At 49.3% G+C, this 20,372-nt stretch carries 35 protein-coding genes; all 35 read left to right on the top strand.

What is annotated here, in order from left to right; all coding sequences use genetic code 11:
• The first annotated feature begins 5 nt into the window (after positions 1 to 5).
• The 35 genes from cbiQ (at position 6) to E7746_RS10065 (ending at position 20,368) form a co-directional block, all read left to right on the top strand.
• Positions 6 to 803, top strand: coding sequence for a cobalt ECF transporter T component CbiQ (cbiQ, locus tag E7746_RS10235; RefSeq protein ID WP_136410713.1), 798 nt, complete (start codon positions 6 to 8; stop codon positions 801 to 803).
• 6 nt (positions 804 to 809) lie between these two features.
• Entirely contained in the window at positions 810 to 1,520 is a 711-nt protein-coding gene (locus E7746_RS10230) for an energy-coupling factor ABC transporter ATP-binding protein (protein ID WP_136410712.1), read from the top strand.
• Between the two features lie 97 nt (positions 1,521 to 1,617).
• On the top strand, positions 1,618 to 2,340 hold the full coding sequence (locus tag E7746_RS10225; protein WP_136410711.1) for an MBL fold metallo-hydrolase: 723 nt from the start codon (positions 1,618 to 1,620) through the stop codon (positions 2,338 to 2,340).
• A gap of 394 nt (positions 2,341 to 2,734) precedes the next feature.
• The gene (gene rpsL / locus E7746_RS10220; protein ID WP_121699841.1) at positions 2,735 to 3,139 is read left to right on the top strand and encodes a 30S ribosomal protein S12; all 405 of its coding nucleotides are present in this window, start codon (positions 2,735 to 2,737) and stop codon (positions 3,137 to 3,139) included.
• A 174-nt stretch (positions 3,140 to 3,313) separates the two neighbouring features.
• Complete coding sequence (rpsG, locus tag E7746_RS10215; protein ID WP_123395759.1) at positions 3,314 to 3,790, top strand: 30S ribosomal protein S7; 477 nt, start codon at positions 3,314 to 3,316, stop codon at positions 3,788 to 3,790.
• 33 nt (positions 3,791 to 3,823) lie between these two features.
• Complete coding sequence (gene fusA / locus E7746_RS10210; protein ID WP_136410710.1) at positions 3,824 to 5,950, top strand: elongation factor G; 2,127 nt, start codon at positions 3,824 to 3,826, stop codon at positions 5,948 to 5,950.
• Positions 5,951 to 5,968: 18 nt separating this feature from the next.
• On the top strand, positions 5,969 to 6,274 hold the full coding sequence (rpsJ, locus tag E7746_RS10205) for a 30S ribosomal protein S10 (protein WP_123395761.1): 306 nt from the start codon (positions 5,969 to 5,971) through the stop codon (positions 6,272 to 6,274).
• Positions 6,275 to 6,320: 46 nt separating this feature from the next.
• Positions 6,321 to 6,938: a 50S ribosomal protein L3 gene (rplC, locus tag E7746_RS10200; protein ID WP_123395762.1), complete on the top strand. Its 618-nt coding sequence runs from the start codon at positions 6,321 to 6,323 to the stop codon at positions 6,936 to 6,938.
• The gene (rplD, locus tag E7746_RS10195; RefSeq protein WP_123395763.1) at positions 6,938 to 7,558 is read left to right on the top strand and encodes a 50S ribosomal protein L4; all 621 of its coding nucleotides are present in this window, start codon (positions 6,938 to 6,940) and stop codon (positions 7,556 to 7,558) included. Before rplC ends, rplD begins: the two co-directional genes overlap by 1 nt.
• A gap of 27 nt (positions 7,559 to 7,585) precedes the next feature.
• Positions 7,586 to 7,876, top strand: a complete 291-nt coding sequence (gene rplW / locus E7746_RS10190) for a 50S ribosomal protein L23 (RefSeq protein ID WP_123395764.1) — start codon at positions 7,586 to 7,588, stop codon at positions 7,874 to 7,876.
• 6 nt (positions 7,877 to 7,882) lie between these two features.
• Positions 7,883 to 8,710, top strand: coding sequence for a 50S ribosomal protein L2 (rplB, locus tag E7746_RS10185; RefSeq protein WP_123395765.1), 828 nt, complete (start codon positions 7,883 to 7,885; stop codon positions 8,708 to 8,710).
• A gap of 19 nt (positions 8,711 to 8,729) precedes the next feature.
• Positions 8,730 to 8,999: a 30S ribosomal protein S19 gene (rpsS, locus tag E7746_RS10180; protein WP_123395766.1), complete on the top strand. Its 270-nt coding sequence runs from the start codon at positions 8,730 to 8,732 to the stop codon at positions 8,997 to 8,999.
• A 49-nt stretch (positions 9,000 to 9,048) separates the two neighbouring features.
• Positions 9,049 to 9,462, top strand: coding sequence for a 50S ribosomal protein L22 (gene rplV / locus E7746_RS10175; RefSeq protein WP_123395767.1), 414 nt, complete (start codon positions 9,049 to 9,051; stop codon positions 9,460 to 9,462).
• A gap of 3 nt (positions 9,463 to 9,465) precedes the next feature.
• A complete protein-coding gene (gene rpsC, locus E7746_RS10170; RefSeq protein ID WP_123395768.1) occupies positions 9,466 to 10,194 on the top strand; it encodes a 30S ribosomal protein S3 in 729 nt (242 codons plus the stop codon).
• Between the two features lie 21 nt (positions 10,195 to 10,215).
• Positions 10,216 to 10,647: a 50S ribosomal protein L16 gene (gene rplP / locus E7746_RS10165; protein ID WP_121699831.1), complete on the top strand. Its 432-nt coding sequence runs from the start codon at positions 10,216 to 10,218 to the stop codon at positions 10,645 to 10,647.
• 6 nt (positions 10,648 to 10,653) lie between these two features.
• Positions 10,654 to 10,851, top strand: a complete 198-nt coding sequence (gene rpmC, locus E7746_RS10160) for a 50S ribosomal protein L29 (protein WP_136410709.1) — start codon at positions 10,654 to 10,656, stop codon at positions 10,849 to 10,851.
• A 9-nt stretch (positions 10,852 to 10,860) separates the two neighbouring features.
• A complete protein-coding gene (gene rpsQ, locus E7746_RS10155; protein WP_123395770.1) occupies positions 10,861 to 11,121 on the top strand; it encodes a 30S ribosomal protein S17 in 261 nt (86 codons plus the stop codon).
• Between the two features lie 2 nt (positions 11,122 to 11,123).
• On the top strand, positions 11,124 to 11,489 hold the full coding sequence (gene rplN / locus E7746_RS10150; RefSeq protein ID WP_123395771.1) for a 50S ribosomal protein L14: 366 nt from the start codon (positions 11,124 to 11,126) through the stop codon (positions 11,487 to 11,489).
• A 25-nt stretch (positions 11,490 to 11,514) separates the two neighbouring features.
• Complete coding sequence (gene rplX, locus E7746_RS10145) at positions 11,515 to 11,835, top strand: 50S ribosomal protein L24 (protein ID WP_123395772.1); 321 nt, start codon at positions 11,515 to 11,517, stop codon at positions 11,833 to 11,835.
• The gene (rplE, locus tag E7746_RS10140; RefSeq protein ID WP_123395773.1) at positions 11,835 to 12,386 is read left to right on the top strand and encodes a 50S ribosomal protein L5; all 552 of its coding nucleotides are present in this window, start codon (positions 11,835 to 11,837) and stop codon (positions 12,384 to 12,386) included. Before rplX ends, rplE begins: the two co-directional genes overlap by 1 nt.
• Before the next feature lie 8 nt (positions 12,387 to 12,394).
• Positions 12,395 to 12,664 carry a 30S ribosomal protein S14 gene (gene rpsN / locus E7746_RS10135; RefSeq protein ID WP_136410708.1) on the top strand — a complete coding sequence of 90 codons (270 nt, stop codon included), beginning with the start codon at positions 12,395 to 12,397 and terminating at the stop codon, positions 12,662 to 12,664.
• A 74-nt stretch (positions 12,665 to 12,738) separates the two neighbouring features.
• Positions 12,739 to 13,137 carry a 30S ribosomal protein S8 gene (rpsH, locus tag E7746_RS10130; protein ID WP_123395775.1) on the top strand — a complete coding sequence of 133 codons (399 nt, stop codon included), beginning with the start codon at positions 12,739 to 12,741 and terminating at the stop codon, positions 13,135 to 13,137.
• Positions 13,138 to 13,157: 20 nt separating this feature from the next.
• On the top strand, positions 13,158 to 13,712 hold the full coding sequence (gene rplF, locus E7746_RS10125; protein WP_136410707.1) for a 50S ribosomal protein L6: 555 nt from the start codon (positions 13,158 to 13,160) through the stop codon (positions 13,710 to 13,712).
• Between the two features lie 17 nt (positions 13,713 to 13,729).
• A complete protein-coding gene (rplR, locus tag E7746_RS10120; RefSeq protein WP_123395777.1) occupies positions 13,730 to 14,071 on the top strand; it encodes a 50S ribosomal protein L18 in 342 nt (113 codons plus the stop codon).
• A gap of 5 nt (positions 14,072 to 14,076) precedes the next feature.
• Positions 14,077 to 14,595, top strand: coding sequence for a 30S ribosomal protein S5 (gene rpsE / locus E7746_RS10115; protein ID WP_123395778.1), 519 nt, complete (start codon positions 14,077 to 14,079; stop codon positions 14,593 to 14,595).
• Positions 14,596 to 14,609: 14 nt separating this feature from the next.
• Positions 14,610 to 14,789 carry a 50S ribosomal protein L30 gene (gene rpmD, locus E7746_RS10110; RefSeq protein WP_123395779.1) on the top strand — a complete coding sequence of 60 codons (180 nt, stop codon included), beginning with the start codon at positions 14,610 to 14,612 and terminating at the stop codon, positions 14,787 to 14,789.
• A 13-nt stretch (positions 14,790 to 14,802) separates the two neighbouring features.
• Positions 14,803 to 15,249 (top strand): 50S ribosomal protein L15, encoded by a 447-nt coding sequence (gene rplO / locus E7746_RS10105; RefSeq protein ID WP_123395780.1) that lies wholly within the window; start codon positions 14,803 to 14,805, stop codon positions 15,247 to 15,249.
• 5 nt (positions 15,250 to 15,254) lie between these two features.
• Entirely contained in the window at positions 15,255 to 16,598 is a 1,344-nt protein-coding gene (gene secY, locus E7746_RS10100; RefSeq protein WP_123395814.1) for a preprotein translocase subunit SecY, read from the top strand.
• A gap of 35 nt (positions 16,599 to 16,633) precedes the next feature.
• A complete protein-coding gene (gene map / locus E7746_RS10095; protein ID WP_135946843.1) occupies positions 16,634 to 17,416 on the top strand; it encodes a type I methionyl aminopeptidase in 783 nt (260 codons plus the stop codon).
• 9 nt (positions 17,417 to 17,425) lie between these two features.
• A complete protein-coding gene (gene infA / locus E7746_RS10090) occupies positions 17,426 to 17,644 on the top strand; it encodes a translation initiation factor IF-1 (protein ID WP_121699817.1) in 219 nt (72 codons plus the stop codon).
• A gap of 15 nt (positions 17,645 to 17,659) precedes the next feature.
• The gene (gene ykgO / locus E7746_RS10085; RefSeq protein WP_068961805.1) at positions 17,660 to 17,776 is read left to right on the top strand and encodes a type B 50S ribosomal protein L36; all 117 of its coding nucleotides are present in this window, start codon (positions 17,660 to 17,662) and stop codon (positions 17,774 to 17,776) included.
• A gap of 36 nt (positions 17,777 to 17,812) precedes the next feature.
• The gene (gene rpsM, locus E7746_RS10080; protein WP_136410706.1) at positions 17,813 to 18,193 is read left to right on the top strand and encodes a 30S ribosomal protein S13; all 381 of its coding nucleotides are present in this window, start codon (positions 17,813 to 17,815) and stop codon (positions 18,191 to 18,193) included.
• A 9-nt stretch (positions 18,194 to 18,202) separates the two neighbouring features.
• Positions 18,203 to 18,592: a 30S ribosomal protein S11 gene (gene rpsK / locus E7746_RS10075; protein WP_123395783.1), complete on the top strand. Its 390-nt coding sequence runs from the start codon at positions 18,203 to 18,205 to the stop codon at positions 18,590 to 18,592.
• 156 nt (positions 18,593 to 18,748) lie between these two features.
• Positions 18,749 to 19,354: a 30S ribosomal protein S4 gene (gene rpsD, locus E7746_RS10070; protein ID WP_123395784.1), complete on the top strand. Its 606-nt coding sequence runs from the start codon at positions 18,749 to 18,751 to the stop codon at positions 19,352 to 19,354.
• 21 nt (positions 19,355 to 19,375) lie between these two features.
• Complete coding sequence (locus E7746_RS10065; RefSeq protein ID WP_136410705.1) at positions 19,376 to 20,368, top strand: DNA-directed RNA polymerase subunit alpha; 993 nt, start codon at positions 19,376 to 19,378, stop codon at positions 20,366 to 20,368.
• Positions 20,369 to 20,372 lie beyond the last annotated feature (4 nt).

Below are 20,372 nucleotides of genomic sequence, written 5' to 3'. Positions count from 1 at the left end.
CCTGTATGGGAGCGCTGGAAAAGGCATTGACCGAGCTGAACGAGGTGGAGCGAATGGCCTGCACGGGCAGTCGCATGCATTCGATCGACCCGAGGGCGAAGCTCATCGTGACGGTAATCTACATCGTTGCTGTGCTGTCGTTCTCCCTTGATTCGCCGGCGGGGATAATACTTTTCTGGGTGTTTCCGATAATAGTGAGCGCCATGTCGGGAATAAGCTACAATGCCGTTTTCGTCAAGTCGCTCTACACGCTCCCGTTCATAATGTTCATAGGCATATTCAACCCAATATTCAACCGTGAGCCCATGCTTTATATAGGTGACATGGCCATATCGAGGGGCTGGGTCGAGTTTGTGTCGATAATAATAAGAGGATTGCTGTCGGTTCAGGCCGTGCTGCTTCTTATAATGTCGACGGGGTTCAACCGGCTGTGTGCGGCTATGGGCAAGCTTGGTGTGCCGTCGATATTCACTACGCAGCTGATGCTGCTCTACCGCTACATATTCGTGCTGCTGGACGAGGCTTTGAGCATGGACCGCGCGAGGAAGTCACGCAGCTACGGGCGCAAGAAGTACGGGCTGAAGATGTGGGGCACGTTCATCGGGCAGTTGCTCCTGCGTACGGTAGAACGGGCCCAGCGCATACACCGGGCGATGTTGTCGCGAGGTTTTACGGGAAAGATATTGATGCGCGGCAACATGCACTGGCGGCTTAGCGACACGATTTACGTTGTCGTGTGGTGCCTTCTCTTTGCGGCGGGTCGCTTCTGCGATGTGTCGGGATTGTTTCCATTTACAAGATAGCCTGATATGAGTCACCACTATGTAAAATTTGATCACGTAAGCTACACCTATCCCGGAGGGTATGAGGCTCTCAAGGATGTGTCGCTCTACATAAGCCACGGTGAAAAGGTGGCCATAGTAGGAGCCAACGGCGCCGGAAAGTCGACGCTGATGCTCCATGTCAACGGGCTTCTTCAACCCACCTCGGGGAGCGTGACAATAGGTGACATCCCCATAACGAAGTCAACGCTTCCGATAATAAGGCAGACGGTGGGGCTCGTGTTCCAGAATCCCGACGACCAGCTCTTCATGCCCACCGTGGAGGAGGATGTGGCTTTCGGCCCCGTGAACATGAAGCTTCCCGAGGACGAGGTGGAGCGTCGCGTGGTGATGGCGCTCGAGGCGGTGGGTGCGACATCGTTGCGCAAGCGTGCGAGCTATCAGCTTTCGGGAGGGCAGAAACGCAGTGTGGCCATAGCCACCGTGTTGTCGATGGAGCCCGACATATTGGTGCTCGACGAGCCGTCGAGCAATCTCGATCCACATTCCCGCCGACTGATGATGGAGCAATTGCGCCGATTCAAGCACACCTGCATAGTGACAACCCATGACATCGACATGGTAAAGGAGCTGTGTGCACGCACCATAGTCATGGCCGAAGGGCGCATAATAGCCGACGGCGCTACAGAGGATGTGTTTCGTGACGAAGAGGTGCTGTGTCAGGGAGGCCTTGTGTGACATCACGGATGAACATAGCTCCGATGCCCGGTGTTATAATCAGTGGACATGAAGATGTCCACCACAGAGGATTGTAACAACCAAAACTAATATAATCATGACCGAAATCACTTATTTGGACCATAGCGGATTCGTGGTAACCTTGCCCAATGTAATAATGGTGTTTGACTACTATCGCGACCCCGCTCATGCTCTCCATAAAATTCTTGAGAAGAAAGCCGAGCTTCCTGTAATATTCTTTGTAAGCCACCATCACCATGATCACTACAATACCGGAATATTCGAGATAGCGCAGAATCATGAACGCACCTATGTGCTGTCGAACGACATATTGGCCGAAAAGGTTCCGTCGACACTCTCCGTTGCCGGAATGAGCGCAGGTGACATCCTGGAGAACCTTCCCGGCGGAATAAAGGTCAAGGCTTACAAGTCGACCGACGAGGGCGTTAGCTTCCTTGTCACGACAGCCGACGGAACCACCATATACCATGCCGGCGATTTCAACGACTGGCACTGGCAGGACGAGTCGACCGAGCGTGAGGCAAGAGTGGCCGACGAGCTATTCAAGAAGATTCTCAACCGCATAGCATCGGAAAACGACAGGATTAATATAGCCATGTTTCCTGTCGATGTAAGGCAAGGCAGCGACTTCGCCCGAGGCGCCAAGCTGTTCCTGAAGGCTATAAAGGTCGACGACTTCTTCCCGATGCACTTCGGCGGCGACTACAAAGAGGCTTGCGACTTCTCGGAATATGCCGAAAGTCCCGAAACGACATTCCATTGCCTGCATAAACCGGGCGAAACCGTGGAGCTCAGATAACAGGCATAAATAACGAAAGAATAACAGCGGCGGCAGTTGTGGAGCGACAATGCTTCATGGCGGCCGCCGCTCCATTTTGCGGCCCGGCCGACACGCCTGCGAGTGCGTCGAGGTGAAATAACGGCTAAAAGATGTTAAAGCATGCAAAATGCGACAAAACATCAATTCAAAAATAAACAAATCGATGCCGAAAAACGTTTTTCGCATTTTTAAGTTGGAAATATTTGGAAAATAGCAATTTAGTAGCTAACTTTGCAAAGTTTTTGAGGGCGATTATGTGCCGGGCAACGTATAATGTTGAATGACAATGCGGTAGCCGGCATCTATATGTATGCTGACAATAAACGAAACTATATAACGATAAAATAAAAATTTAAGTAAAACAAGAACTAAGATGCCTACAATTCAGCAATTAGTAAGAAAAGGTCGTGTAGCTCTTGAGGATAAGAGTAAGTCGCCTGCGCTTGACAGCTGTCCCCAGCGTCGTGGCGTATGCGTTCGTGTTTACACAACCACTCCCAAGAAGCCTAACTCAGCTATGCGTAAGGTAGCTCGTGTAAGATTGACTAACGGTAAGGAGGTTAACTCCTACATCCCCGGTGAAGGTCACAACCTTCAGGAACACTCGATCGTTCTCGTTCGCGGTGGCCGTGTTAAGGACCTCCCCGGTGTACGTTATCACATCGTTCGCGGAACACTTGACACAAGCGGTGTAAAGGATCGCACACAGCGTCGCTCAAAGTATGGAGCAAAGCGTCCGAAACCGGGAGCAGCACCCGCAGCAAAGGGCAAGAAGTAATTAACGGCCCTGCGCGATAAAGCTGAACAAAGAGATAAACAAAACCCAGTTATTTTACAACTTCGTTTTTGATTTATTGGCTTAGCAATTTCGGTTGAGTAAACGAGGCAAGAGAGCCGAGTTGAAGAAAGTAGAAAGCAACCAAGCAACCAAAAACAACAATTTAATTAACAAATGAGAAAAGCAAAACCCAAAAAGCGGGTTATCCTGCCGGATCCCGTTTTCAATGATGTGAGAGTATCAAAGTTCGTTAACCACTTGATGTATGACGGCAAGAAGAATACCTCTTACACAATATTTTATTCGGCTCTTGAAACTGTGAAGTCGAAGATGCCCAACGAAGAGAAGACCGCCCTCGAAATATGGAAGAAGGCTCTCGAAAACATCACTCCCCAGGTGGAGGTGAAGTCGCGTCGTGTAGGTGGTGCAACATTCCAGGTTCCTACTGAAATCCGCCCCGACCGTAAAGAGTCAATATCTATGAAGAACCTCATTCTTTACGCACGCAAGCGCGGTGGAAAGACCATGGCCGACAAGCTTGCAGCTGAAATCGTAGACGCATACAACGAACAAGGAGGTGCTTACAAGCGCAAAGAGGATATGCACAAGATGGCTGAGGCCAACCGCGCATTCGCACACTTCCGATTCTAATACATTATATGATTCACTAATATCTTTACGATAATGGCAAAAATAGACGATAACTTAAAATATACCCGTAATATCGGTATTATGGCTCACATCGACGCCGGTAAGACTACCACGTCGGAGCGCATCCTCTTCTACACCGGTTTGACCCACAAGATTGGTGAGGTTCATGACGGTGCTGCAACAATGGACTGGATGGAGCAGGAGCAGGAACGCGGTATTACAATTACTTCAGCCGCCACTACCACATTCTGGAAGTATGACGGTGACAAGTACAAAATCAACCTCATTGACACTCCGGGACACGTTGACTTCACTGTCGAGGTAGAGCGTTCGCTCCGCGTGCTTGACGGTGCCGTTGCCACTTTCTGCGCTGTAGGCGGTGTTGAGCCTCAGTCGGAAACCGTATGGCGTCAGGCCGACAAGTACAATGTACCCCGTATCGGTTATGTCAACAAGATGGACCGCTCGGGTGCCAACTTCTTCGAGGTTGTTCGTCAGCTCAAGGAAGTGCTCGGAGCAAATCCCGCTCCCATCCAGATTCCTATCGGTGCTGAGGAAACCTTCAAGGGCGTTGTCGACCTGATCACAATGAAGGCCATCTACTGGCACGACGAGTCAATGGGTGCCGACTACTCAGTAGAGGAAATCCCCGCCAACCTCCGCGACGAGGCCGAGGAGTGGCGCGACAAGATGCTTGAGAAGATCGCCGAATTTGACGATGACCTCATGGCAAAATATTTCGACGACCCCAGCACAATCACCGAAGAGGAGATTCGCAAGGCTCTCCGCGCAGCCACTCTTTCGATGTCGGTTGTTCCGATGATTTGCGGTAGCTCGTTCAAGAACAAGGGCGTTCAGTGCCTGCTCGATGCAGTCTGCGCATATCTTCCCTGTCCTACCGATGCCGGTGCAGTTGAAGGTCACGCAGTAGGCAACTCTGATGAGATACTCACCCGCGAGCCCTCAAGCGAAGCTCCCATGTGTGCTCTTGCGTTCAAGATTGCAACCGACCCCTATGTAGGCCGTCTTTGCTTCTTCCGCGTTTACTCGGGTAACATCGAGGCAGGAAGCTACGTTCTCAACAGCCGTTCGGGCAAGAAGGAGCGTGTTTCGCGTCTGTTCCAGATGCACTCCAACAAGCAGAACCCCAAGGAGATGATCGAGTGCGGCGATATAGGTGCCGGAGTAGGATTCAAGGATATCCGCACAGGTGACACCCTTTGCGCCGAGGATGCTCCCATCGTGCTTGAGGCTATGGAGTTCCCCGATCCCGTAATCGGTATCGCAGTAGAGCCCAAGACTCAGAAGGACCTCGACAAGCTCGGAGTAGGCTTGCAGAAGCTTGCTGAAGAAGACCCCACCTTCCGTGTTGAAACCAACGAAGAAACCGGACAGACCGTTATCTCAGGTATGGGTGAGCTTCACCTCGACATCATCATCGACCGTCTTCGTCGTGAGTTCAAGGTAGAGTGCAACCAGGGTCGTCCCCAGGTTACCTACAAGGAAGCAATCACCAAGCCCGTTGAGCTTCGCGAAGTATTCAAGAAGCAGACCGGTGGTCGTGGTAAGTTTGCCGACATCATCGTACGCGTAGAGCCCGTTGACGAAGGCTTCGAGGGCAACCTCCAGTTCATCGACGAGGTTAAGGGCGGTAACATTCCCAAGGAATTCATCCCCTCAATCCAGAAGGGCTTCCAGGCTGCAATGAAGAACGGTGTTCTCGCCGGCTATCCCGTAGAGCAGCTCAAGGTTACCGTAATCGACGGTTCGTTCCACCCGGTTGACTCTGACCAGTTGTCATTTGAGCTTTGTGCCATCCAGGCCTTCAAGAAGGCTTCGGAAAAGGCCGGTCCCGTGCTCATGGAGCCCATCATGAAGATCGAGGTAGTAACCCCCGAAGAGAGCATGGGTGATGTGATCGGTGACTTGAACAAGCGTCGCGGTCAGGTAGAGGGTATGGAAACCAGCCGCAGCGGTGCCCGTGTCGTAAAGGCCAAGGCTCCTCTCGCCGAAATGTTTGGTTACGTAACCGCATTGCGTACAATCACCTCAGGCCGTGCCACCAGCACAATGTCGTTCTCGCACTACGCTGAAGTAAGCAGCTCAATCGCCAAGAACGTACTCACTGAATGCCAGGGCCGTGTAGACTTATTGAAATAATACTTTATTAGAAACAATATGAGCCAAAAAATCAGAATCAAATTAAAATCTTACGACCACAACTTGCTCGACAAGTCGGCTGAAAAGATTGTAAAGACTGTAAAGGCAACCGGTGCGGTGATAAGCGGTCCTATACCTCTGCCCACCCACAAGCGCATCTTCACTGTAAACCGCTCGACTTTTGTAAACAAGAAGTCACGCGAGCAGTTCCAGCTGTCATCATTCAAGCGCCTCATCGACATCTACAACTCAACAGCCAAGACTGTTGACGCGTTGATGAAGCTTGAACTCCCCAGCGGCGTACAAGTTGAGGTAAAGGTCTAAATGAGATTTTAAAAGAAAAAGGTAATCATTAAAACAATCAAGAGAAATGCCAGGATTATTAGGAAAGAAAATCGGAATGACATCCGTTTTCAGTGCCGACGGTAAGAATGTACCGTGCACTGTTATCGAAGTAGGTCCTTGTGTAGTTACTCAGGTTAAGACAGTCGAGAACGACGGCTATGCAGCCCTTCAGCTCGGATTCGAGGACAAGAAGGACAAGCACACCACCCGTCCCGAGGCAGGTCACTTCAAGAAAGCCGGAGTAACCCCCAAGCGCCACTTGGCCGAGTTCAAAGGATTTGAAGGTGAGTACAACCTTGGTGACACCATTGGCGTTGACTTCTTCAACGAAAACGACTTTGTCGACATTGCAGGCACTTCAAAAGGTAAGGGCTATCAGGGTGTCGTAAAGCGTCACGGCTTCGGCGGTGTGGGTCAGGCTACCCACGGTCAGCACAATCGTCTTCGCAAGCCCGGTTCAATCGGAGCCTGCTCTTACCCCGCAAAGGTGTTCAAGGGCATGCGTATGGCCGGTCAGCTTGGTAACGAGCGCGTAACCGTTCAGAACCTTCAGGTTCTTAAGGTGATCGCCGACCACAATCTATTGTTGATAAAGGGTTCAATCCCTGGAAGTAAAGGTTCAATCGTATTAATTGAGAAATAATGGAACTCGCAATATATAATGTAAAAGGAGAAGACACCGGTCGCAAGGCACAGCTCAACGACGAGGTGTTTGCCATCGAAGCTAACGAGCATGCCGTTTATCTCGATGTAAAGCAGTATCTTGCCAACCAGCGTCAGGGCACACATAAGTCCAAGGAAAGAAGCGAAGTGTCAGGCTCAACCCGTAAGCTTCACAAGCAGAAGGGTGGCGGCGGCAGCCGTATCGGTGACATCAACTCACCCGTGCTCGTAGGTGGTGGCCGCGTGTTCGGTCCCCGTCCCCGCGACTATCGCTTCAAGCTCAACAAGAAGCTCAAGGCGCTCGCCCGTCGCTCAGCTTTGACCTATAAGGCTCAGGACAATCAGATAATCGTAGTGGAGGACTTCAACTTTGAAGCACCCAAAACTAAAGAATTTGTAAATTTTACTAAAAATCTACAACTCGCTGATAAAAAAGTACTTTTGGTTTTAAAAGACCAAAATAAAAACGTATATTTGTCGGCTCGAAATGTGCCCGGAGCGCAAATTATAACTGCTTCAGATGTAAACACTTATAGTTTGCTCAACAACAAAGCTATCATCCTTACCGAAGGTAGTCTTGAGGTAATTAACAATCTTTAAACAACATAGGAGGAAAATATTACAACAATGGAATTTGAAATAACACCTATCGTTACCGAAAAAGCGACTATGCTTACCGAAAAGCTTAATCGCTACACTTTCCGTGTTTCCCCCGAGGCCAACAAGTTCCAGATCCAGGACTTGGTAGAGAAGCTCTACGGCGTACACGTTGTTAAGGTTAACACGATGATAGTACGAGGAAAGAATAAGGCCCGCTACACCCGCAGCGGCCTTATCAAGGGTAAAACATCGGACTACAAGAAAGCCATCATCACGCTTGCTGATGGTGAAACTATTGACTTTTATAGCAATATATAATAAGAAATGGCAGTAAGAAAATTCAAGCCCACTACACCGGGGCAAAGACACAAGGTTATTGGCGTATTTAAAGGTACGATAACTGCCCGTACGCCAGAGAAATCTCTTACAGTCGGTAGAAAGGCTTCAGGAGGTCGTAACTCCGAAGGCCACCTAACCACCCGTTACCTTGGTGGTGGCCACAAGCGCAAATACCGTATCATAGACTTTAAGAGAACAAAAGACGGTGTACCCGCAGTGGTGAAGTCGATCGAATACGATCCCAACCGTTCGGCTCGTATCGCTCTTCTTTACTATGTTGACGGAGCAAAAGCTTACATAATTGCACCCAACGGCTTAAAGGTTGGCGACAAGGTGGTAAGTGGACCCGACGCAGCTCCCGAGGTAGGCAACGCTCTTCCCTTGAGCAAGATACCCGTAGGTACTGTTATCCACAACATCGAATTGCGCCCCGGCCAGGGAGCCTTCATGGTTCGCTCAGCCGGTACTTTCGCACAGTTGACTTCGCGAGAAGGGGATTACGCAATTATCAAATTACCTTCAGGTGAGACACGTAAGATACTTGCCGCATGCAAGGCTACCATCGGCGTTGTAGGCAACAGCGAGCACTCACTCGAGCAGTCGGGCAAGGCCGGACGCTCACGCTGGCTCGGCCGTCGTCCCCGCAACCGTGGTGTTGTAATGAACCCTGTCGATCACCCCATGGGTGGTGGTGAAGGCCGCGCCTCAGGAGGACATCCTCGCTCACGCAAGGGTCTTTACTCTAAGGGTCTTAAGACACGTGCACCGAAGAAGCATTCTTCAAAGTACATTATTGAAAGAAGAAAAAAGTAATCTGATTAATTAAGTAACTATGAGTCGTTCATTAAAAAAAGGCCCATATATCAGCGTAAAGCTGGAGAAGAAGGTCCAAGCAATGGAGGAAAGCGGCAAGAAGTCGGTCATCAAGACCTGGAGCCGCGCTTCAATGATTTCTCCTGAATTTGTTGGACATACTTTTGCAGTGCACAATGGTAATAAATTTATTCCCGTATATGTCACCGAAAACATGGTAGGACACAAGCTCGGCGAGTTTGCACCCACCCGCAATTTCCGTGGACACGGCGGTAATAAGAAGAAATAACAAGGGCCATTGATATAAAAATTTTTGATAAAAAAAGAAATTAAATACAATGGGTGTAAGAAAAAGACAATCAGCTGAATTAAGGAAGGAAGCCCAGAAGACGCAGGCATTTGCCAAGCTTCTCAACATCCCTTCTTCGCCTCGCAAGATGCGCCTCGTCGCTGACATGGTGCGTGGTCAGGAAGTGTTCCGTGCATTGGGTATCCTTAAATTCTCAAATAAAGAAGCTGCAGCACGAGTAGAAAAGCTGCTCCGCTCAGCAATAGCCAACTGGGAGGCAAAGAACGAAAGAAAGGCCGAAAACGGCGAATTGTACATCAGCACAATCTTCGTTGATCCCGCTCCGATGTTGAAGCGCCTCCGTCCGGCTCCTCAAGGCCGTGGCTACAGAATTCGCAAGCGTGCCAATCACGTGACATTGTTTGTAGACACAATAGATAATAACGCTAAAACTAAGGCATAAGAAATGGGACAGAAAGTAAATCCAATAAGCAACCGCTTGGGTGTCATCCGTGGTTGGGACTCTAACTGGTTTGGTGGCAAGAAGTACGGTGACAATCTGCTCGAGGATTCAAAGTTACGCAAGTACCTTGAAGTCCGTTTAGCCAAGTCAAGCGTTTCACGCATCGTAATCGAGCGCACACTCAAGCTCATCACAATCACAATCTGCACCTCACGCCCCGGACTCATCATCGGTAAGGGCGGACAGGATGTCGACAAGCTGAAGAAAGAGCTCATGAAGATCACCGACAAGGATGTTCAGATCAACATCTTCGAGGTAAAGCGTCCCGAACTCGATGCTCAGATCGTAGCAGCCAACATCGCTCGCCAGATCGAAGGCAAAATCGCCTACCGTCGTGCAGTGAAGATGGCAGTCGCAGCTACAATGCGCAGCGGTGCCGAAGGCATCAAGGTTCAGGTCAGCGGCCGTCTTAACGGTGCTGAAATGGCGCGCAGCGAGATGTTCAAGGAAGGTCGTACACCGCTTCACACACTCCGTGCCGACATCGACTACGCTCTCGTTGAAGCTCACACCAAGGTGGGAGTTATCGGAGTAAAGGTGTGGATTTGCCGCGGTGAGGTTTACGGCAAGCGTGAGCTCGCTCCCTCATTCACCAACACCGGCAAGGAAAGCCGTGGCGGTAACAATGGCGCACCTCGTCGTGGTTTCCGCAAACCTAAAAACAACCGTTAAACGAATTGAATCATCACAACAATGTTACAACCAAAGAAAACTAAATTCCGCCGTCAACAGAAAGGCCGCATGAAAGGCAACGCTCAGCGTGGCAATCAGCTCGCCTTCGGTTCGTTCGGCATTAAGACTTTGGAATCAAAGTGGATCACCGGTCGTCAGATTGAGGCCGCGCGTATTGCTGTGACACGTTACATGCAACGTCAAGGTCAAGTGTGGATCCGCATATTCCCAGATAAGCCCATTACCAAGAAACCCGCCGAAGTGCGTATGGGTAAAGGTAAAGGTAACCCCGAAGGATTCGTTGCGCCTGTTACCCCGGGCCGCATCCTTATCGAGCTCGAAGGAGTTCCCTTCGATGTAGCAAAGGAAGCACTCCGCCTTGCAGCTCAGAAGCTCCCCGTGACCACCAAGTTTATCGTGCGTCGCGATTATGACCCAACTCAAAATGTGTAATAGATTATGAAGAACGAAGAAATAAAGGAACTCAGCACTCAGGACCTCAAGGATCGTCTTGAACAGGCTCAAAAGGATTATCTTCAGCAAAAGATAAACCACACGATTTCTCCCATCGATAATCCCTCAAAGATTACACAAGACCGTAAAAACATTGCACGCATGAAGACAGAGTTGCGTCAGCGTGAACTTAACAATAAATAATCCCAAGAAATGGAAGAAAAGAGAAACTTAAGAAAAGAACGTATTGGGGTTGTATCGTCCAACAAGGGTGACAAGACCATCACCGTTATGGTGAAGTGGAAGGAGAAACACCCCATCTATGGTAAGTTTGTCAACAAGACAAAGAAATACCACGCTCACGATGAAAAGAATGAGTGCAGCATTGGCGATACAGTAAGGCTGATGGAAACTCGTCCGTTGAGCAAAACCAAAAGATGGAGATTAGTAGAAATAATCGAAAAAGTTAAGTAATTATGATACAGACAGAAACCCGTTTAACCGTTGCAGACAACAGTGGTGCCAAGGAAGCCCTTTGCATCCACGTACTTGGTGGTACAGGTCGTCGTTACGCCTCAGTGGGCGACATCATCGTAGTTTCGGTGAAGAATGTCATCCCCTCTTCCGACGTAAAGAAGGGTACTGTATCTAAGGCCGTAGTAGTACGCACCAAGAAAGAAGTGCGCCGTCCCGATGGCTCATACATCCGCTTTGATGACAATGCTTGTGTATTGCTCAACAACGCCGGCGAGCTTCGCGGAACCCGTATCTTCGGTCCGGTGGCACGTGAACTCCGCGCTACAAACATGAAGATTGTTTCACTTGCCCCCGAAGTACTTTAAACCATAGTAAAAGAAGTAAACCACAATGAGCAAACTTAATATTAAAAAGGGCGACACAGTATACGTTCTTGCAGGCGAGGACCGCGGTAAGACCGGTCGTGTGCTCACCGTGCAGGTAAGCAAGTGCCGCGCTATCGTTGAAGGTATCAACATGGTATCCAAGAGTACCAAGCCAAATGCAAAGCATCCGCAGGGCGGCATCATCAAGATTGAAGCTCCGGTGCACATCTCTAATCTCGCGCTTCTCGACCCCAAGACAGGCAAGCCCTGCCGCGTAGGTCGTCGCAAGAACGAGGAGGGAAAGACAGTACGTTATTCTAAAAAATCAGGAGAGGAGATTAAGTAATGAGCACAACCACCCTTAAGAAAGACTATAAGGAGCGCATCGTTCCCGCCCTTGAAAAAGAATTCAACTACTCAACCGTAATGCAGGTGCCCCGCCTCAAGAAGATTGTAATCAATCAAGGTCTTGGAGCTGCAACTCAGGATAAGAAGATCATCGAAACCGCTATCAACGAGTTGACCGCAATTACCGGACAGAAAGCTGTTCCCACCTTGTCAAAGAAGGATATCTCTAACTTCAAGGTGCGTAAAAAGAACCCCATCGGTGTACGCGTTACACTGCGTCGCGACAAAATGTACGAGTTCCTGGAGCGTCTTATCCGTGTCGCTCTTCCCCGTATCCGTGACTTCAAGGGCATCGAGAGCAAGCTTGACGGCCGTGGAAACTATACTTTGGGTATCACAGAGCAGATTATCTTCCCCGAAATCAACATCGACACCATCTCCAAGATGATGGGTATGAACATCACCTTCGTAACTTCGGCCAACACCGACGAAGAGGGTTATGCACTGTTGAAGGAATTCGGTCTGCCGTTTAAGAACGCTAAAAACTAAACTATATTATGGCTAAAGAATCAATGAAGGCTCGTGAAGTCAAGAGAGCCAAGCTCGTTGCCAAGTATGCCGCCAAGAAGGCCGCTCTCAAGGCCGCCGGCGACTACGAGGCTCTCCAGTTGCTTCCCAAGAATGCTTCTTCAGTGCGTTTGCACAACCGTTGCAGCATCACAGGCCGTCCCAAGGGTTATATGCGCCAGTTCGGAATTTCACGTATCCAGTTCCGTGAAATGGCATCGGCTGGTCTTATCCCCGGAGTTAAGAAAGCAAGCTGGTAACGCTTATACCCATCGATTAAGAGAGTATTAAATATTGTTCGGAGTAACCCGAATCAATTTAAACAATTTATAAAATGACTGATCCAATAGCAGATTATTTAACAAGATTGAGGAACGCAATCAAAGCTCAACACAGAGTAGTGGAGGTTCCCGCCTCAAACTTGAAAAAAGAAATCACCAAGATTCTTTTTGAACAAGGCTACATTCTTAACTATAAGTTTGTAGAGGGTGAAAATCCCGCAGGCACAATCAAGATAGCCTTAAAATATGACCCTGTTGACAAGGTGAACGCAATCAAGAATCTCAAGCGTGTTTCTCGTCCGGGTCTACGCCAGTACACTGGCTACAAAGATATGCCGAGAGTTTTGAACGGTTTAGGTATCGCCATCCTGTCAACCTCAAAGGGTGTTATGACCAACAAGAAAGCCAGTGAGCTCAAGATTGGTGGCGAAGTATTATGTTATGTATACTAATTTAATAGGAGGAAATTACAATGTCAAGAATAGGTAAAGCTCCCATTGAAATACCTGCCGGTGTAACTGTCACCGTAAACGGCGACCTCGTTACAGTAAAGGGCCCCAAGGGCGAACTCTCGCAGAAAGTAAATTCCGATCTCACTGTAAAGGTTGAGGACGGACACGTAGTAGTAACCCGTCCCTCCGATGACCGCGAGCACCGTGCACAGCACGGTTTGTACCGCGCCCTCATCCACAACATGGTGGTAGGCGTGTCGCAGGGTTATCGCAAGGAAATGGAGTTGGTCGGTGTAGGTTACCGCGCCACCTCTGAAGGACAGGTTCTCGAACTGTCGCTCGGTTTCTCCCACGCTATATACATCAAGCTTCCCAAGGAAGTGAAAGTAGAGGCAAAGACTGAACGTAACAAGAATCCCCTTATCATCCTCGAGAGCGACGACAAGCAGCTCCTCGGCCAGGTGTGCGCTAAGATCCGCTCACTCCGCAAGCCCGAGCCGTATAAGGGTAAAGGTATTAAGTTTGTTGGCGAAGTTATCCGTCGCAAGTCGGGTAAGTCGGCAGGTGCTAAATAATTAAAGTAGACAGAATCATGATATCAAAGATACAAAGAAGAAATAAAATCAAGACCCGTATCCGTGGTAAAGTGTCTGGCACCGCCGCACGTCCTCGCATGACGGTGTTCCGCAGCAACAAGCAGATTTATGTTCAGCTCATCGACGACGAGGCAGGAAAGACTCTCTGCGCTTCTTCGTCAAAGGGCCTCGAGGCTGCTCCCAAAATCGAAATGGCAGCCAAGGTTGGCAAGGCTATCGCTGAGAAGGCCCTCGCCGCCGGTATTACTGAGGTAGTTTTCGACCGCAACGGATACCTCTTCCACGGTCGTGTTAAATCATTGGCTGACGCAGCTCGCGAAGGCGGACTTAAATTTTAAGAAAAATGGCATATAAGAATAACAGAGTAAAATCAACCAACGATTTAGAGTTGAAGGACCGCCTTGTTGCCATCAACCGCGTTACCAAGGTTACCAAGGGTGGCCGCACATTTACCTTCGCTGCTATCGTAGTTGTAGGTAACGAAGACGGTATCGTAGGCTGGGGTCTTGGAAAGGCCAATGAAGTCACTGCAGCAATCGCCAAGGGTGTTGAAGCTGCCAAGAAGAACCTTATCCGTGTACCCGTGCACAAAGGCACGATTCCTCACGAACAGGAAGCCAAGTTCGGCGGTTCACGCGTAATCCTCAAGCCTGCATCGCACGGTACCGGAGTTAAGGCCGGTGGTGCAATGCGTGCCGTGCTCGAGAGCGTGGGTATCACCGACGTGCTTGCCAAGTCAAAGGGTTCATCCAACCCCCACAACCTGGTAAAGGCCACCATTGAGGCTCTCGGTGAAATGCGCAGCCCGCTCCAGGTAGCGCAGAATCGTGGTATATCACTGGAAAAAGTATATAACGGTTAAAATCACTTGACACAATGGCAAAGATTAAAATCACTCAGATAAAGAGCCGCATCAACGCTCCTGCAGTGCAGAAGCGCACTCTCGATGCTCTCGGATTGAGAAAAATGCATCACACCGTAATCAAGGAAGACACTCCCGATGTGATGGGTATGGTTAACAGAGTTCGTCACCTCGTAGAAGTGACCAACGCATAATTTTCGTGAAGTTATGGAATTAAATAATATTCAACCCTCAGTAGGTTCTGTTAAGGATAAGAAGCGTGTTGGTCGTGGTCCCGGTTCTGGCCGTGGAGGAACATCAACCCGTGGTCACAAGGGTGCAAAATCTCGTTCAGGTTACAAGAACAAGATCGGTTTTGAAGGTGGTCAGATGCCCCTCCAGCGCCGTCTTCCCAAGTTCGGTTTCAAGAACATCAACCGTGTTGAGTACAAGGCCATCAATATTGGCGACCTTGACACTCTTGCTGCCGCAAAGGGCCTTGAAAAGGTTACCCTTGACGACCTTCGTGCCGCAGGGTTCATTTCGCGCAAGCAATTGGTGAAGATTCTTGCTAACGGAACAATCACTCGTGCAATCGCTGTTGAAGCCAACGCATTCTCCGAAGCCGCTCAGAAGGCTATCGAAGCTGCCGGTGGTTCAATCGCTAAAGTTTAATGCTAATGAGATTTGTTCAGACATTAAAGAATATTTGGACAATCGAAGAGCTGCGCAAGCGCCTCATCGTGACATTCCTCTTGGTACTCGTGTACCGACTGGGATGTTACGTTGTGTTGCCGGGTATCCATCCCGACGACCTTGATGCCTTGGCCAACTTCACGGCCGGTAGCGGTCTGATGCAGCTCTTGGATATGTTCTCGGGAGGTGCCTTCTCGCAAGCCTCCATCTTTGCATTGGGTATCATGCCCTACATCACGGCTTCGATCGTGATACAGTTACTCGGCATGGTGCTCCCTTCATTCCAGAAGATGCAAAGGGAAGGCGAGAGCGGACGCCAGAAACTGAACCAATACACCCGTTATCTCACCGTATTTATTCTCTTGCTCCAGGGTCCTGCCTATCTGATCAACCTTCAGATTCAGGTCAACAGCGCAGGAGGTCATGCCGCAATGGGATTTTGGACAGTCGCTTACTTGACTATCATACTTGCCGCAGGCTCCATGTTCATCATGTGGCTTGGTGAGCGCATCACCGATCGCGGTATAGGAAATGGTATCTCTTTCATAATCTTGGTGGGTATTATCGCCCGTCTGCCCCAGGCGCTCTACTATGAATTCGTAAGCCGTTTGCCCGGTTCAACCGGTTCTGAAGGCGGTCTTGTAATGTTCATCGTCGAGCTCATACTCCTCTTCGCCGTAACTGTAGGCGCTGTACTGCTCGTACAGGGAACCCGCAAGGTGCCCGTGCAGTATGCAAAGCGCATCGTCGGCAACAAGCAGTATGGAGGCGCCCGTCAGTACATACCCCTTAAAGTAAATGCAGCAGGTGTGATGCCTATCATCTTCGCCCAGGCGATAATGTTCATCCCCATCACACTCGCCGGATTCGGTGCCCAGGAAAACAGCATCTTCGTGAAGTTCTCCGACATCAACGGATTCGCCTACAACCTCGTTTACTTCATCTTGATTGTAGCGTTCACATACTTCTACACCGCCATCACAGTGCGCCCCGCGCAGATGGCTGAGGATATGAAGCGCAACAATGGCTTCATCCCCGGAGTAAAACCCGGTAAGAAGACTGTCGAGTATCTTGACTCGATAATGTCACGCATAACTTTGCCCGGATCGTTGTTCCTCGGTATCGTTGCCATAATGCCGGCATTCGCGCGCCTCTTCGGCGTAAGCCAGAATTTCGCGCAGTTCTTCGGTGGAACATCACTGCTGATTCTCGTTGGTGTAGTGCTCGACACTCTCCAGCAAGTTGAATCACACCTGATGATGCACCACTACGACGGCCTTATGAAAAACGGCAAGATCAAGGGACGCACAACCGGTAGTGCTTATTGATGTAAAATCGTTAAAAGCTACTTTTTAAGTATATAATGATCTATCTTAAAACACCTGAAGAAATAGCTTTGATGCGAGAGGCATGTGACCTCGTGAGTCGCACACTTGGCGAAGTCGCCAAGTGGGTGGCTCCGGGCATCACTACGCTCAAGCTTGACACCATTGCCCGTGAATTCATTCAGGACAATGGCGGTCGTCCCGCTTGTCTCGGTTATGGCGGTTTCCCCGGTACGCTCTGTATCGAGGTCAATGAGATAGTCGTTCACGGATTTCCGTCCAACTATGCCCTGCGCGAGGGCGACATCGTTGGCCTTGACTGCGTCGTCGAGCTTAACGGCTACAACGGCGACCAATGCTACACATTCCCCGTGGGTGAAGTAGCCCCCGAGGTGCTGCAGCTGATGAAGACAACCAAGGAGTCGCTCTACAAAGGCATCGCCGCCTGCAAGCAAGGCAACCGCATCGGCGATATCGCCAACGCCATCCAGACATATTGCGAGCGTCACGGCTACACCGTAGTTCGCGAAATGTGCGGACACGGAATAGGCAAGAAGATGCACGAGGATCCCGAAGTGCCCAATTACGGACGCCGCGGTGTTGGCCCCATGATTAAAAATGGACTATGCATCGCAATCGAGCCCATGATTAATCTGGGAAGCCGAAACATCGTAATCGAAAGGGACGGCTGGACATGTCGCACCAAGGACCGCAAGCCATCGGCTCACTACGAGCACACAGTGGCCGTGCATGACGGAGAAACTGAAATATTAACTACCTTTGATTATATTGACCAAGTGTTGGGCGATAGAGCAATTTAAACTTATTATATGGCAAAACAAGCTGCAATAGAACAAGACGGAACAATTGTCGAGGCATTGAGCAACGCAATGTTTCGTGTAGAATTGGAGAATGGTCATGAAATCACTGCCCACATCTCCGGCAAGATGCGTATGCATTATATCAGAATATTGCCAGGTGACAAGGTGAGGGTGGAAATGTCTCCCTACGACTTGTCCAAAGGCAGAATCGCATTTAGATACAAATAATAAAAAGCATAAGATATGAAAGTAAGAGCCTCAATTAAGAAGCGTACTCCCGACAGCAAAATCGTGCGTCGCAAGGGTCGCCTTTACGTGATTAATAAGAAAAATCCTAAGTATAAACAGCGTCAAGGATAAATTTTGTTATTTTTGCAGAAAATTTAGTCAAACAATATGGCAGTTAGAATCGTGGGAGTGGACCTCCCCCAAAACAAAAGAGGTGAAATCGCCTTGACTTATATATTCGGCATCGGTCGTAGCGCCGCAAACTCTATCCTTGAGAAAGCCGGAGTGGACAAAAACATTAAGGTTAAAGACTGGACCGACGCTCAAGCCGCAGCTGTCCGTGAAGTTATCGGCCGCGACTACAAAGTAGAGGGTGACCTCCGCAGCGAAATCCAGCTAAACATCAAGCGCCTTATGGACATCGGTTGCTATCGTGGCATCCGTCACCGTATCGGTCTGCCCGTGCGCGGTCAGAGCACTAAGAACAATGCCCGCACTCGCAAGGGTCGCAAGAAAACAGTTGCTAACAAAAAGAAAGCTACAAAATAATAAATTAGTATGGCAAAAAAGACAGTCGCAGCAAAGAAGAGAAACGTTAAGGTTGACGCAAACGGTCAGCTCCATGTTCACTCATCTTTCAACAACATTATCGTGTGCTTAGCCAACTCTGAAGGTCAGGTGATCTCTTGGTCAAGCGCAGGTAAGATGGGCTTCCGTGGCTCAAAGAAGAATACTCCTTATGCAGCCCAGATGGCAGCTCAGGATTGCGCTAAGGTCGCTTACGACCTCGGTCTGCGCAAAGTGAAGGCCTATGTGAAAGGCCCCGGAAACGGTCGTGAATCTGCTATCCGCACGGTTCATGGACAAGGCATTGAGGTAACCGAGATTATCGACGTTACTCCGCTGCCCCACAACGGATGTCGTCCTCCCAAGCGTCGTCGTGTATAATCCGTCAATTCCTGTAAATTCACTAATTTATAAAATTACGGCTTGACTGCGGATAAGCATTGAATGTGAATAGACCACAATTTTTATCACCTCTCTGTGGTCGCGGCTGCACTAAGGTGTCAATCCTCAATCAAACCTAAAATTCAAGACAAAAAAATGGCAAGATATACTGGACCAAAAACTAAGATTGCTCGTAAATTCGGCGAGCCTATCTTCGGTGCTGACAAAGTTCTCGCTCACAAGAATTATCCTCCGGGCCAGCACGGCGTCAACAAGCGCCGCAAGACCTCTGAGTATGGCGTTCAGCTCCGTGAGAAGCAAAAGGCTAAATACACCTACGGAGTCCTCGAAAAGCAGTTCCGCAATCTCTTTGAGCGTGCATCACGCACTAAGGGTATCAAGGGTGAGGTGCTCCTACAGCTCCTTGAGTCACGCCTCGACAACATCGTATACCGTCTTGGCATAGCTCCCACCCGTGCAGCTGCTCGTCAGCTCGTGCTTCATCGCCACATTACTGTTAACGGTGGTGTTGTGAACATCGCTTCCTATCATGTAAACCCCGGTGATGTTATCGGTGTTCGCGAGCGCTCTAAGTCGCTCGAGGTTATCGCCGACGCTCTCGCCGGTTTCAACCACAGCAAGTATCCCTGGCTCGAATGGGACGAAGCTCTTAAGGTAGGAAAGATGCTCCATGTGCCCACTCGCGAAGACATTCCTGAAAACATTAAGGAGCAGCTAATCGTCGAGTTGTATTCTAAGTAATCAATTAAAAAACGTAGATCCATGGCTATTTTAGCATTTCAAAAACCTGACAAGGTCGTCATGTTGGAAGCCGATAATTTCTTCGGTAAGTTCGAGTTCAAGCCATTGGAGCCCGGATATGGCATAACTGTAGGTAATGCGCTCCGTCGCATTCTCCTCTCCTCGCTCGAGGGTTTTGCCATTTCCTCGATTCGCATCGATGGCGTTAAGCATGAGTTTGACACCGTGCCCGGTGTCAAGGAAGATGTAACCAACATCATCCTCAACCTCAAGAAGGTTGACCTCAAGCAGATTGTCGAAGATACCGAATCTGAAAAGGCTACCATCACCGTGTCGGGCCAGGAGGTGTTCAAGGCCGGTGACATTGGCAAGGCGCTTACAGGATTTGAGGTTCTCAACCCTGACCAGGTCATTTGTCATTTGGATCCCAACGCAAGTTTCCAGCTTGACCTCACAATCAACAAGGGTCGTGGTTGGGTTCCCGCCGATGAAAATAGCACCCCCAACGATGCTATCGATGTAATCGCGATCGACTCAATCTACACTCCCATCAAAAATGTGAAGTACACCGTTGAGAACTTCCGCGTTGACCAAAAGACCGACTACGAAAAACTGATTATTGAGATTACAACCAACGGTTCCATTCTTCCTAAGGACGCCCTTAAGGAGGCCGCTAAGATTTTGATTTACCACTTCATGCTATTCTCCGACGAGAAGATAACTCTCGAAGCTACCGAAAACGACAGCAACGAAGAGTTTGACGAAGAAGTGCTCCGCATGCGTCAGCTCCTCAAGTCTAAGCTCGTCGACATGGACCTCTCAGTCCGTGCGCTTAACTGCTTGAAGAGTGCTGAAGTGGAAACCCTTGGCGAACTTGTAGTGTTCAACAAGACCGATCTCTTGAAGTTCCGCAACTTCGGTAAGAAATCTCTCACCGAGCTCGATGAGCTTCTGGCCAACCTTAACCTGTCATTCGGAATGGACATTTCAAAGTATAAATTAGATAAAGAGTAATAAA

Source organism: Muribaculum gordoncarteri (assembly GCF_004803695.1).
Classification (GTDB): domain Bacteria; phylum Bacteroidota; class Bacteroidia; order Bacteroidales; family Muribaculaceae; genus Muribaculum; species Muribaculum gordoncarteri.
Note: the sequence above shows the minus strand (reverse complement) of the source record. Positions and strands in the feature narration are given on the sequence as shown.